The sequence below is a fragment of the Thiohalophilus sp. genome, assembly GCF_034522235.1.
Lineage (GTDB): Bacteria > Pseudomonadota > Gammaproteobacteria > UBA6429 > Thiohalophilaceae > Thiohalophilus.
In genome coordinates this window covers 379,095-391,418 of the sequence record NZ_JAXHLN010000003.1, presented here as the reverse complement: position 1 = coordinate 391,418, position 12,324 = coordinate 379,095, and the positions used below count along the sequence as shown (strand labels likewise).

Genomic DNA, 12,324 nt, shown 5'->3' with positions numbered 1-12,324 from the left:
TCGTCACTGTTTTAGCCGATACCCGGTCTTGAACATCCACCAGACAATGCTCAGGCAGACAATCAAAAACCCCAGGATCATCCCGACACTCACCGCCACACTCACATCAGCAATCTCGAAAAAGCTCCAGCGAAAGCCACTGATGAGATAAACCACCGGGTTAAACAGGGTCACGGTCTGCCAGGCCTCGGGCAGCATATCGATGGAATAGAAGGTACCGCCGAGAAACACCAGCGGGGTCACTACCAGCAGCGGGATCAGTTGCAGTTTTTCAAAGTCGGTCGCCCACAGGCCGATGATGAACCCGAACAGGCTGAACGACACACAGGTGAGCACCAGAAACGTCAGCATCCAGAACGGATGGGCAATCTCGATGGGCACAAAGAAGCCGGCAGTGGCCAGGATGACCAGGCCGATGATCAGCGACTTGGTCGCCGCCGCGCCCACGTAACCGATCACGATCTCCACAAACGAGACCGGCGCGGAAAGCAGTTCATAGATCGCCCCGGTAAACTTGGGAAAGAATATCCCGAACGAGGCATTAGACAGGCTCTGGGTCAGGATCGCCAGCATCATCAGCCCGGGCACGATGAACGAACCATACGCCACACCACCCACTGACTCGATACGTGAGCCAATGGCCGAGCCGAACACCACGAAGTACAGCACCGTGGTCAGCACCGGCGAGGCGAAACTCTGCGCCACGGTCTCGAACGCCCGGCGCATTTCGTGTTTGTAGATCACCCGTATGGCGTAAATATTCATTGGTTTTTGTAATAGCCTGTCATCGCGAATTGATACTTTGTATACAGAGATTGCTTCGTTATTTCATTCCTCGCAATGACCCTGCCAGTTGCTGTCATTGCGAGCGAGCAACGCGAGCGCGGCAATCTTTCCACTAATCGCATGCCAGCCTGGTTCATCCCGGTTCCACTCTGCCTGATCCGGCCTTCCTCTTTTGACTGCCATCTGCCAACTGCAAACTGCCAACTGTTCCTTTTCATTTTTTACCCTTCACCAGATTGACGAAGATCTCTTCAAGCGACGTTTGCGTCGTCTGCACATCCTTGATCACCAGTCCGCTCTCGGCGAGGGCCTGCAGCAGTTCGTGGATCCCGGTATGCGATTTATGCGGATCATACGTATAGGCCAGTTTATCCCCGGCCTCCGACAGCTCCAGCTTCCAGGGCGCCAGTTCCCCGGGCAAGGCTGACAACGGCGTCTCCAGTTCGATTACCAGCTGGCGCTTGCCCAGCTTGTGCATCAGCGCGTCCTTGTCATCCACCAGCAGCAATTCACCATTGTTAATCACCCCGACCCGATCCGCGATCGCCTCGGCCTCTTCGATATAGTGGGTCGTGAGAATAATGGTCACCCCCGAGGCGCGCAGCCGCCGCACCAGCGCCCACATCTCCTGGCGCAGCTCCACGTCCACCCCGGCGGTCGGTTCGTCCAGAAACAGAACCATCGGCTCATGGGCCAGCGCCTTGCCGATCAGCACCCGGCGTTTCATGCCGCCGGAGAGCATCATCAGCATGTTGTTGCGCTTGTCCCACAGGGTCAGGTCTTTGAGTAGCTGCTCGATATAGTCCGGGTTGGGCGGCTTGCCGAACAGCCCGCGGCTGAAACACATCGTGTGCCAGACCTTCTCGAACGCCCCCAGGCTCAGCTCCTGCGGCACCAGCCCGATACGGCTGCGGGTCTGGCGATAATCACGCTGAATATCATAACCGTCCACCGTCACCGATCCGCCGCCGGGATTGACGATGCCGCAGATGATCGAGATCAGCGTGGTCTTGCCCGCGCCGTTGGGTCCCAGCAGCGCCAGGATCTCGCCCGGCTGAATCTCCAGGTTGACGTTCTTCAGCGCCTTGAACCCGCTGCCGTAGGTCTTGGACAGGTTGTTAATGGAGACGATGGGCTGCATGGGATATCCGTGAATAGTGCATCCCTAATAGTAAAAGGAAAAGACGGTTATTACGAGGGCCTCTCCCGGCGCTTTCTCCAGGAAAAGGGAAAAACCATTCCGGTTAACTGACCCGGTAATGAGGGAGTATGCGCTGTACGACAAACGCTATTACGAGCCGGGCGCTGAACGCCGCTTTTACGCCGGCCTCGAAGTCACCTGGCCCTGATTACCAACGGGTTGTTGATAAGGAAACCATCGACACTGTCGCCGGTCTGACTACACTGAAAGCACCACCCTCGGTATCCAGCGCCGACTATATATAAGGAGCCCGGTATGTTCCGACCTCTGTTTTTCGCCAGCCTGAGCCTGTTGTTGCTCGGCGCGTGCAACGCCGCCACCGATACCGACCAGTCCCGGGCCTACCAGGTGGAGGTGCTGACCGACGAACTCCGTCATCCCTGGTCCATGGCCTTTTTGCCCAATGGCGTGGTGTTGATTACCGAACGAGCCGGACGCCTGCGCCTGTTCCGCGACGGCAAGCTGGATCCCGAAGCGGTCAATGGCCTGCCGCCGATCCATCCCACCGGCCAGGGCGGGCTGCTGGATCTGGCCCTGCATCCTGATTTTGCCAACAACCGCTGGCTCTACTTCAGCTATGCGGCGAAACATCACGGAGATGCCACCACCCACGTGGCGCGCGGCCGCTATCGCGACGGCAAACTGAGTGACGTGGCAGTGCTGTTTATCGCCGAGCCGGTCGGGCGCACCGGCCGCCACTTTGGCTCGCGGCTGGTCTTTGATAAACAGGGCTATCTGTATCTCACCGTCGGCGATCGCGGCGAGCAACCCCGCGCCCAGGATTTGAGCGATGATGCCGGCGGCACCCATCGCCTGCACGACGACGGGCGCATCCCTGATGACAACCCGTTCGTGAACAAGCCTGACGCGAAACCCTCGTTCTACACCTACGGCAACCGCAACGCCCAGGGTATGACCGTGCATCCCGGCACCGGCGTCATCTGGCAGGTGGAACACGGCCCGCGCGGCGGCGATGAACTGAACATCATCCGCGCCGGGGTCAACTACGGCTGGCCGGTAATCAGCTACGGCATCAACTACAGCGGCACTCAGGTGGGCGAAGGCATCACCCATAAAGAAGGCATGGCACAACCCGTTTACTACTGGGATCCCTCCATCGCCCCCTCCGGCCTGGCCGTCTACACCGGCGACGCCTTCCCCGACTGGCAGGGCAACCTGTTCGTTGGCGCCCTGGCCCACGAACATCTCGCGCGGCTGGTGATAAAAGACAACAAGGTGGTTAAAGAAGAAAAGCTGTTACAGGAGCGCGGCGAGCGCATCCGCGACGTACGCCAGGGACCGGACGGCCTGCTGTGGATCCTCACCGACGAATCCAACGGATCATTACTGCGGCTCAAACCCGCTAAATAAATCCCTCGCCCTGTCCGAAGGGCATGTAGGAGCGCCCCACGGGCGCGATTCTCAACGAGCCGGATCCGCTCCGCTTGATCCGGCCTACCGGAACTGACGACCGCCTCTGCCCTCTGCCCTCTGCCAACTGCCCTCTGCCAACTGCTATCTGCCAACTATCTCCCGGGGCCTGGTTCACAAACTCCGGCATTGACTTCGGCCGTCGCCCCCAAACATGTTATAAAACAGGCTGATAATAACAATCAGAGAAACCCAGCATGGGACGACTGCTACTCATCACCCTGGTCCTGTTCTCGGCCACCGCACTCTATAGCGAGACACAGGCGGCGGAGTACCGGGTACTCAGCCAGGCGAACGATACAGACATCGCCTACCAGGCCAACGATTTTTATTCGATCTATTATCTCTACTTCAATCTCATCCAGGCCCTGAACGTGGAGCGGCATCTGCCCGAGGCGGCCGTCCGCGAGATCATCTTCGATACCCTCGACAACCTGAAACGCCAGCGCTTCAGCCAGCTGCAGATCCGCGACGCCTACGCAGGCCCCGAACCCCTGCGCGTCACCCTGCGCACCGATGTCATCGCCGACGACAACAAACCGATCCTCTGGCTGATTTCCAACTACAGCCTCAAGGAACAGGCCGTGGTCACCGGCAAGGCGGCCCGACACGCCTACGGCACCTATTTTTACCTGGCCGGCGACAAGCTGGTGAAATACCAGCGTCTCAAGGAGCCCAAAACCGCCGAACAGCTGGCCGCCCTGTCGGCCAATGCCCGCGCCGACTATTACTTGCTGGATGAAAGCGCCGACAACGATCAGGCCGGCAAACAGCTGCTGCTCAACGCCCTGGACAAACCCGCCAGCCAGGGTGAAGAGGTAATCCTGAACCTCACCCTCTCTCAATATCACCTGCTGGACGGCAATCTCAAAGGGGCCAACGCCCGGCTCGACCGGGCCCGGGACATCCTGCGCGCGATGTCGCGCAGCGAGCGCCGCAAACTGCGCGTGCTGTTCCATCACGCCAAACAGCTGGTCGCGTTATACAGCGAATACCGGACGAGGCAGGCCCAATCGCCTGACACCAGTGCGACCGGCTAACACACGCAAATTCCAATAGAAAGTGTCGCGCATTCAATATCTTGTCCCGGTCCGAGCCCGGATCATTCCCCAACCCGTCCCGAAAGCCAGGCCCGCTTTGCATTGCCCGGATCGCCCGGCTGTCTATACTTGAATAAAGTACACCGCCACGTCGTGTTTCGTCACTGGAGAAAAAATAACCTTGGTCGAGCCCTTCTCTATGACTGCCAACTGCCTTCTGCTAACTGCCAACTATCTCTAATCGCCCTCGCCCGAAGGGCCCGGCCTGTGGGAGCATCCCACAGGCACGATTCTCAATGTTCCCCGGATCCGCGCTATTTGATCCCGACCCTCTCTCATCTCCAGCACAAAATATACTGTAACCTTTTGTCATTCATCTATTCCGTGACCCCAATCCGCCACTGAACCAATTCACCAGCCGTCTGTCTACATGAATACACTTCGAATGAAATCGGTATAACAACTCAACGCCAGGCCCCTGCCGTTGCGGGACGGGCCAGGCCGGAGGTCCGGCACATGAACCGACGTCGCTTCATCATCCAGCTCGCGGGCATCACCTCGGCGACCCTGCTCGCGCCCCGGATGCTTCTCAGTGCCGGGGAACGCCAGGCGGCGATCGAAAAAATCAGCAAAAGCGAGGCGCAGTGGAAGCGAATCCTGACGCCGGAAGAATTCCACATCCTGCGCGAGGACGGCACCGAGCCGGCCCACACCAGCCCCCTCAATGACGAAAAGCGCAAGGGCACCTATGTCTGCGCCGGCTGTGCCCTGCCCCTGTTCACCTCCGAGATGAAATATGACAGCGGCACCGGCTGGCCCAGTTTCACCACCACCCTGCCCGGCGCCGTCGAAACCAGCCTCGACTTCAAACTGGTCTGGCCGCGCACCGAATACCACTGCGCGCGCTGCGAAGGCCATCAGGGCCACGTGTTTGATGACGGTCCGCCGCCCACCGGTCAGCGCTGGTGTAACAACGGCCTCGCCCTCAACTTCATCCCGGACTGACGTCCCGAAACAACAGGGCGTAAAACGCCAGGCCGCGACACCGCCCCGGGGGCTTTGCCCCTGGAATTGATCCTGTTTATTCGTTGAACGCCGCCCGGATTGTTTCCACCCGTTTACGATTGGCCCCAAAATCGGACCGCCCCACCCGCGACGCCGAGCGCACATGGATCACCTGCTGGTGTTTATCCAGCCGCAGCTCCACGTCATCGATAAACCGTAACCACGGCGTTTGATAGACCGCGTGCAGATAGTCCGCCTCCTCACCAATCACCTCCCCGCCGGTATCGCCAATCACCTGTTTAAGTCTGGCCAACGCATTCTCCGGTGAACCGTTATAACCCAGCGGTTTAATATAGGCATCGTTCGACGGATATTCACTGCAGACACAGTTTGGCGACGCCGGACAGGGCGGTAACCGGCCATCGACCAGGCCCAGCTCGGGCTGTTTGCGTGAAGCGATCGACAGCGCCACCAGAATGGCGCCGACGACAACGATCAGCGCGGCAAGAGAGTAAATATACGGTTTCATCAAAAGCTCGACAGGGTCTTATTCCTGGCTTAACAACCGCTGCAGGATCTGCTGCAGCTCATCCTCACTCATATCAATGTACTCCACCACCCGGCCATAGAGCATCGCGGTCGGCACGTTCCGGCCATCCCGTTCGGCCTGCGCCTCATGGAGACAATACAGCACGATCCGTTCCCTGCGCGTCAGCCCGTCGCGCACATCGGGGAGATTGTCAATGTCAATTTTATTCATGGTGCACTACATAAAACTTGGCTGATGTATTTGCACTATTGTGAATTTGGTTTAAACAACCAAATTTCACCCAGTCCCTGTTTTTTACTCTCACCTCAAACATCCCTATGAGTCAAGCGGCCAATCGAAAGCCGCTGTTACCGGCACAGCCGCACAACCGGGTCGAACCAACTCAACTTATAAGCCGGTCCCCGACTTACCTTCATCAGTTAATATGATGAGCTATTTTAACGATAACAGCCTATAGTCAGCCTCGAACATCGCTACATCCTCTACCCTTACCGGTAAACCACCAACAGGATGCAGTCCCGCCAGACGCGGCGCATTTCGCGACGCTTTGCAAGCGGCCGGCGATGTCACCGGAGGCGCCTGTGCCTGTCAAATTTACCCCCATCTCCCCCTCTGCCATCAAGCACCCGTTTCTAAGGCCCCTGGCCAACAAGTTCCGGCTGCCTGACCTGATGCCAACACCTTGCCCGCCAGCTACCGCTCCCGTGGCCGGGAAGAATATCAAGATGGCAAAGTATCATCCGTTCCTGAAAGTCAGCGATCCGATGACCGTGTTGTCCATAAAAACGAATCGTCAGTCAATCCGGTGTATCCCGTTCCACTACCCGAATCTGAGCCTGACCTTCCCCGCCAGCAATGACGACAAGCGGGACAGTTAGCCGTCACATACGCAGAGAAGACCATGAGCAAGAATCAGAAAAGTAACAAAGAAAGCAAGAAAAAAGCCCTGTTAACGCCAAAAGAGAAAAAGGCGGCAAAACGCGACAAAGCACCAATCAACACCCTTGTCGGCGACGCCATCGATAACGGCAAACACCACCGCCAGCAGGGGAAATAATCAAGGGCAGCAGTGCATACAGGCACTGACTCCCTTTTTGTGAACGGTTCCCGCACAGCAGTCTTCTGACCGTGGTGTACAAAGGTGATCAGAACATGAGTAAAAGCCAGAAAGCCGATAAGGCTAACAAACCAAACCCCCCGCTGACATCAAAGCAAAAGCGCTCCGCCAAGCGCGACAAGGACTCGATCAACCTTACAGAAGCAGGAACAAACAGCGGAAAACATCATCACCAGGACTGGAATTGATCGACGGGTTTCGTCCGGAACAAATGTTCTCACCGTGCTGGGGCGGTGGGGCTTTGACAGGCTATTTTCTGATTAAAATTCTGTCCCTCCGCCCTCTTTTTTAAACCCTTTAATCGTCGGTAGCCTTATCCAGGTGTCCAACCTTGACCAGGATCAACGTGGGCTCTTCCACGCGCGGATGGTGTTGACTCATGTGGGGGCTGCGTAGCCAGCTGCCGGCCGGGTATTCGCCGTGTTCGTCGATAAACCGGCCTTCGAGCACCACGATCTCCTCGCCGCCCCAGTGGGTATGGGGCTGGAAGACTTCATTGGCCGGCCAGTAGACCAGGGCCGTGCTCTCGGTGCCATAGGTATACAGCGGCAGGACTTTCAGGTTGCCGATCCCGGGCTGCCAGTGCTGGTCCTCGGGGCGAATGACAACATGTTGCGTATCCTCTTCCTGGAACTGATCCAGCTTCACAAACAACGTGCAACCCTGTTCGGTAAAAGGCTGGTGCCGTGAGCCCGGCGGATTACGCAGGTAAGAGCCCGCCGGGTAATCCCCGTTCTCATCGGAGAACACCCCGTCGAGAACATAGATTTCTTCTCCCATGGGATGGGTATGCGCGTTAAAGAACGAGCCGGGTTCAAAACGGACAAAGCTGGTCGTGTGGCCCGACTCGGCGGCCTCGCGTTCCAGGTGGATGCGTGACACGCCATCTGAGGGGCTCGTCACCCACTGCTGATCGTCGGGCAGCACGCAGGCCACCTGGGAAAAGTCCATATTTAGCCGACAGGCATCTGTCATATTTTAACCTTTCAATAACCCGGGCATTCAGGAGATCGCTATACTGTCCCCGTATCGCTCCATTCCCGTCTGCATGATATTAAAGCCGCGCGGCCTGTTGATCGAGTTTTTTGATGGAAACCGGCAGGGAGGTCCCGAGCTCCTGCGCAAACAACGACACGCGCATTTCCTCCACCATCCAGCGGTAGATCTCCCACTCGGGGCCGAGCTTTTGTTGCGGCGCCTCGCCGATCTGATCATAAACCCGGTTCCAGTGCTTTTGCACCTCTCCCTGGCGTTGTTTGTCCGCCGCCAGCGCGCCGCGTTCCAGCTTGTCCAGTCGCAGATTAATGGCCTTGAGATAACGCGGCAGCTGTTTTAGCCAGTGGCGGGGCGTGTGGCTGATAAAGCCTTCGTAGACCAGGCACTCCAGTTGCTGGCGGATATCCTGGATGGCATCAAACCAGGCCAGCGGAATATTACCCTGCAGCCGCCTGGCGGCATTATGGTATTGCGACAAAATCTCGTACAGCCGATCACAGAGGTCATTCGAGACGCGCATCAACTCGCCTTTGGCCTCATCAACCCGGTGATTAAATATCTCCTGTGAACGAATATCCTCGATATCGTCCAGCAGGGCCTCATCGATAATGGCATCGATGAGATCCTGCAACAGGCTTTGCTTGTCGCCGATCGAGGTATAAAACAACTGGCTTTTGTCGATGTGGCGCAGATTCTTGCGCAGATACTTCATCTCCTTGCGGGCCACCAGCCGGAACAGCGCGCGCAGGCCGGGTCTTTGTGCATCACTTGCCTGTTCTTCATCACTGAACAGACGCACCGACACACTCTCGCCATCCTCACTGTCATCCACCAGTGCCGGGTAAGCGCGGATCGTCAGCCCGTGTTGCTCCAGCTCCACCACCTCGGGCAGATCGCCGAAGTCCCATTGGGTAATATTCACCTTCTCAATATCCGAGGTGGGCAGCTCGGCCAGCACCCCTTCACTCAGGGTCGCGAGCTCCTGCTGCAACTGCGCCAGGTCCCGGCCGACGCCCAGCACCTGGTTGTCCGGGTTCACCACGCGAAAGTTCATGTGATAAAACTCGGGCAGGTTATCCAGTTGCCAGACGTTACGATCGATGGTGGTGCCACTGATTTTTTGCAAATGCGCCGTCAGATTGTCCAGTAACGGCCGATTGCGATCATAGTTTGAGGCCAGAAAGTCATCGGCATAACCGGGCACCGGCACAAACTGCTTGCGCAACGCCTTGGGCAGACACTTGATCAGAGCAATCACCTTGTCGCGCAACAGGCCGGGGACCAGGTAATCGAACGCGGCCTGGCGTAACTGGCCCAGGACGGCCAGCGGCACGATCGCCGTCACCCCGTCCTCGGCATGGCCCGGTTCAAAGTGGTAATCCAGCTCGAGCGTGACCCCGTCGACCTCCATGGCGCCGGGGAACTGTGTCTCGTTAACATGTTCCGCCTCATGGCGCATCAGGGATTCTTTTTGCAGATAGAGGATCTCGGGATTCGTTTGCTGCACGGTCTTGAGCCATTTCTCAAAGGCCTTGCCGCTGTAGATCCCTTCCGGAATACGCTCGTCGTAAAACTCGAACAGCGCCTGTTCATCCACCAGGATATCCCGGCGCCGGCTCCTGGCCTCCAGCGATTCGATCTCCTCGATCACCGACTGGTTATATTTAAAGAATGACGCGCGGGTGTCATAGTCCCCCTGCACCAGGGCCTCGCGGATAAAGATCTCGCGCGCCAGCACCGGGTCGATGGGGCCATAGTTAATACGCCGTTTCGGGGTAATCGTAATCCCATACAGGGTGGTGCGCTCAAAGGCCGCGACCTGGGCCGGTTTTTTCTGCCAATGAGGCTCCGAATAACTGCGCTTGAGCAAATGGGCCGCGAGCTCTTCAATCCACTGCGGCTCAATCCGTGCCACCATCCGCCCGTACAACCGGGTGGTCTCCACCAGCTCGGCACACATGATCCACTTGGGCGGCTTTTTGGCCTGCCACGAGCCCGGGTGAATATGAAAACGAATATTGCGTGCGCCAAAGAACTCGTTGTTCTCGACGGACTTGTTACCAATATTGCCCAGCAGGCCTGACAACAGGGCCCGGTGGATGTCGTCATACCCGGCCGCCGTGGTATTGAGCCTGACGCCCTGCTCCTTGAACAGCGTGTAGATCTGCTGGTAAATATCCCGCCACTCCTGCATGCGGTTGTAGGAGAGAAAATGCTGCTTGCAGAACCTGCGCAGCTTGTTCTGGCTCAGATGCTTGCGCTTGGCTTCATATAGCTGCCACAGCCTCAGGTAAAACAGAAAGTCAGATCGTTGCTCTATCTTTTTCGAGCTGTCTTTTTTCTGTTTGTGCTTGTGTGTATTGGACGGGTTGTCCGGGTCCGCGTCTTCCGGCGGGCTGTTTATCAGGCGGTGTTTCTCATCGGCCTGTTGCTGCCTGTCCGCCGGGCGTTCCCGCGGGTCCTGCACACTCAGGGCAGTGCCAATGATCAACAGCTCCTGCAGGCAGTTGAACTGCCGGGCCGCGATCAACATGCGACCGATCTTGGGGTCCGCCGGCAGGCGGGCAAGTTCTTTTCCCAGCTTCGTCACCGTCTGGTGTTCATCGACCGCGCCCAGCTCATACAGTAACTTGTAGCCGTCCTTGATGTAGCGGGCGTCCGGCGGCTCGATGAAGGGGAAGTCTTCAATATGCCCCAGCCGCAATGCCTCCATCTGCAGAATGACCGCCGCCAGGTTGGTGCGCCTGATCTCCGGGTCGGTAAACTCGGGCCGCGCGTTAAAATCGGCTTCCGAGTACAGCCGAATACACACCCCCTCAGCAATCCGCCCACAACGCCCCTTGCGCTGATTGGCGCTGGACCGGGAGACCGGCTCGATGGGCAGGCGCTGGATCTTGCTGCGATAACTATAACGGCTGATCCGGACCGTGCCGGTATCGATCACATAATGGATGCCAGGCACCGTCAACGAGGTCTCGGCGACATTGGTTGCCAGCACAATGCGCCGGTGCCTGGCCGGGCTGAACACCCGGTTTTGTTCCGCGCCACTCAGGCGGGCATATAACGGTAGGATCTCGGTCTGCGGTGGATGATGCTTGCGCAGCGCCTCGGCCGCCTGGCGGATCTCCCGCTCGCCACTGAAGAAGATCAAAATATGCCCCGGGCTCTTGCCCTGCGCGGTATCGATTGCCGCCAGCTCATCGACCGCTTCCAGCAGGGCCTGTTGCATGTCTTTGGGTGACCCGTCGCTGTCATCGCCAGAAGAGGTTTCACCCGACTTGTTTTGACTGGACTGGCTCTCATCCATCAGCGGCCGGTAACGCACCTCGACCGGGTACGTGCGGCCCGAGACCTCGATGACCGGGGCATGATCAAAATGGCGTGAAAACCGTTCGGTATCGATCGTCGCCGAGGTAATGATCACCTTCAGGTCAGGGCGCTTTGGCAACAGCTGTTTGAGATACCCCAGCAGAAAATCAATATTCAGACTGCGTTCGTGGGCCTCATCGATGATCAGGGTATCGTAATCGTTCAAAAACCGATCGCCCTGGATCTCGGCCAGCAAGATGCCGTCGGTCATCAGTTTCAGGTACGTCCCGGGACCCACCCGGTCCTTGAACCGGACCTTGTAACCCACCGTGGCGCCCAGCTCACTCTGCAGCTCGTCGGCCACCCGCCCGGCAATGCTGCGCGCCGCCAGGCGCCGCGGTTGGGTGTGGCCAATCATCCCGGCCACGCCCCGGCCCAGCTCCATGCAAATCTTGGGTAACTGCGTCGTCTTGCCCGAGCCGGTCTCCCCGGCCACGATCACCACCTGGTGCTGTTCGATCGCCTCGCGAAGCTCATCGCGGCGCTCACTGACCGGCAGATTCTCGGGGAAGTCCGGCACCGGCAGGGCGGCCTGTCGCTGCGCACGCCGCGACACCGAGGCCCGGATATCCGCCGCCAATTTCTGCCATTGCGGGTCAGCATCGTCCGTCTTGCGCTTTGACTGCCGGAGTTTCTTCAAACGCCGACGAAAGCGGAACTGATCGCGCAGCATGCCGTTGGCGATCTGCTCAGATAATGATTCGGTATTGGATTCCGGCGGCGCGTTCATCAGGTATTATCGGGCGGGAGTATTGGGGATATTCAAAGGACGGTATGATAGCAATTTCAGGCAGGCCAGTGCTATCGATGCGGGTCACATCGAACGAAT

General features: G+C 58.1%; 12 protein-coding genes. 6 read left to right on the top strand and 6 right to left on the bottom strand.

The window, feature by feature from the left end:
- Window positions 1–3: 3 nt before the first annotated feature.
- Both U5J94_RS04750 and U5J94_RS04745 read right to left on the bottom strand, forming a co-directional pair.
- Window positions 4–765: an ABC transporter permease gene (locus U5J94_RS04750; RefSeq protein WP_322564493.1), complete on the bottom strand. Its 762-nt coding sequence runs from the start codon at window positions 763–765 to the stop codon at window positions 4–6.
- Window positions 766–1,000: 235 nt separating this feature from the next.
- Complete coding sequence (locus U5J94_RS04745) at window positions 1,001–1,927, bottom strand: ABC transporter ATP-binding protein (RefSeq protein ID WP_322564492.1); 927 nt, start codon at window positions 1,925–1,927, stop codon at window positions 1,001–1,003.
- 315 nt (window positions 1,928–2,242) lie between these two features.
- Here U5J94_RS04745 and U5J94_RS04740 point away from each other — a divergent pair, with 315 nt between their 5' ends.
- The 3 genes from U5J94_RS04740 to msrB all read left to right on the top strand — a co-directional run bounded on the left by U5J94_RS04740 (window position 2,243) and on the right by msrB (window position 5,463).
- Window positions 2,243–3,358, top strand: coding sequence for a PQQ-dependent sugar dehydrogenase (locus U5J94_RS04740; RefSeq protein WP_322564491.1), 1,116 nt, complete (start codon window positions 2,243–2,245; stop codon window positions 3,356–3,358).
- Between the two features lie 257 nt (window positions 3,359–3,615).
- Complete coding sequence (locus U5J94_RS04735; protein WP_322564490.1) at window positions 3,616–4,458, top strand: hypothetical protein; 843 nt, start codon at window positions 3,616–3,618, stop codon at window positions 4,456–4,458.
- Between the two features lie 516 nt (window positions 4,459–4,974).
- Window positions 4,975–5,463 (top strand): peptide-methionine (R)-S-oxide reductase MsrB, encoded by a 489-nt coding sequence (msrB, locus tag U5J94_RS04730; protein ID WP_322564489.1) that lies wholly within the window; start codon window positions 4,975–4,977, stop codon window positions 5,461–5,463.
- A gap of 76 nt (window positions 5,464–5,539) precedes the next feature.
- Here the strand turns inward: msrB and U5J94_RS04725 are convergent, their stop codons facing one another.
- Window positions 5,540–5,992 (bottom strand): DUF1499 domain-containing protein, encoded by a 453-nt coding sequence (locus tag U5J94_RS04725; protein WP_322564488.1) that lies wholly within the window; start codon window positions 5,990–5,992, stop codon window positions 5,540–5,542.
- Window positions 5,993–6,010: 18 nt separating this feature from the next.
- On the bottom strand, window positions 6,011–6,223 hold the full coding sequence (locus U5J94_RS04720) for a hypothetical protein (RefSeq protein ID WP_322564487.1): 213 nt from the start codon (window positions 6,221–6,223) through the stop codon (window positions 6,011–6,013).
- A gap of 515 nt (window positions 6,224–6,738) precedes the next feature.
- Here U5J94_RS04720 and U5J94_RS04715 point away from each other — a divergent pair.
- The 3 genes from U5J94_RS04715 to U5J94_RS04705 all read left to right on the top strand — a co-directional run bounded on the left by U5J94_RS04715 (window position 6,739) and on the right by U5J94_RS04705 (window position 7,318).
- Complete coding sequence (locus U5J94_RS04715; RefSeq protein WP_322564486.1) at window positions 6,739–6,891, top strand: hypothetical protein; 153 nt, start codon at window positions 6,739–6,741, stop codon at window positions 6,889–6,891.
- A 23-nt stretch (window positions 6,892–6,914) separates the two neighbouring features.
- Complete coding sequence (locus U5J94_RS04710) at window positions 6,915–7,070, top strand: hypothetical protein (RefSeq protein ID WP_322564485.1); 156 nt, start codon at window positions 6,915–6,917, stop codon at window positions 7,068–7,070.
- Window positions 7,071–7,165: 95 nt separating this feature from the next.
- Window positions 7,166–7,318, top strand: coding sequence for a hypothetical protein (locus U5J94_RS04705; RefSeq protein ID WP_322564484.1), 153 nt, complete (start codon window positions 7,166–7,168; stop codon window positions 7,316–7,318).
- Window positions 7,319–7,427: 109 nt separating this feature from the next.
- Here U5J94_RS04705 and U5J94_RS04700 read toward each other — a convergent pair whose 3' ends face one another.
- A complete protein-coding gene (locus tag U5J94_RS04700; RefSeq protein ID WP_322564483.1) occupies window positions 7,428–8,105 on the bottom strand; it encodes a cupin domain-containing protein in 678 nt (225 codons plus the stop codon).
- 79 nt (window positions 8,106–8,184) lie between these two features.
- Complete coding sequence (gene hrpA, locus U5J94_RS04695) at window positions 8,185–12,225, bottom strand: ATP-dependent RNA helicase HrpA (RefSeq protein WP_322564482.1); 4,041 nt, start codon at window positions 12,223–12,225, stop codon at window positions 8,185–8,187.
- Between the last annotated feature and the right edge of the window lie 99 nt (window positions 12,226–12,324).

Coding starts and splice junctions, on each gene's coding strand:
- U5J94_RS04745 (WP_322564492.1), bottom strand. CDS start 1,927: ATGCAGCCCATCGTCTCCATTAACAACCTGTCCAAGACCTACGGCAGC.
- U5J94_RS04715 (WP_322564486.1), top strand. CDS start 6,739: ATGGCAAAGTATCATCCGTTCCTGAAAGTCAGCGATCCGATGACCGTG.
- U5J94_RS04735 (WP_322564490.1), top strand. CDS start 3,616: ATGGGACGACTGCTACTCATCACCCTGGTCCTGTTCTCGGCCACCGCA.
- hrpA (WP_322564482.1), bottom strand. CDS start 12,225: ATGAACGCGCCGCCGGAATCCAATACCGAATCATTATCTGAGCAGATC.
- U5J94_RS04720 (WP_322564487.1), bottom strand. CDS start 6,223: ATGAATAAAATTGACATTGACAATCTCCCCGATGTGCGCGACGGGCTG.
- U5J94_RS04705 (WP_322564484.1), top strand. CDS start 7,166: ATGAGTAAAAGCCAGAAAGCCGATAAGGCTAACAAACCAAACCCCCCG.
- msrB (WP_322564489.1), top strand. CDS start 4,975: ATGAACCGACGTCGCTTCATCATCCAGCTCGCGGGCATCACCTCGGCG.
- U5J94_RS04740 (WP_322564491.1), top strand. CDS start 2,243: ATGTTCCGACCTCTGTTTTTCGCCAGCCTGAGCCTGTTGTTGCTCGGC.
- U5J94_RS04700 (WP_322564483.1), bottom strand. CDS start 8,105: ATGACAGATGCCTGTCGGCTAAATATGGACTTTTCCCAGGTGGCCTGC.
- U5J94_RS04725 (WP_322564488.1), bottom strand. CDS start 5,992: ATGAAACCGTATATTTACTCTCTTGCCGCGCTGATCGTTGTCGTCGGC.
- U5J94_RS04750 (WP_322564493.1), bottom strand. CDS start 765: ATGAATATTTACGCCATACGGGTGATCTACAAACACGAAATGCGCCGG.
- U5J94_RS04710 (WP_322564485.1), top strand. CDS start 6,915: ATGAGCAAGAATCAGAAAAGTAACAAAGAAAGCAAGAAAAAAGCCCTG.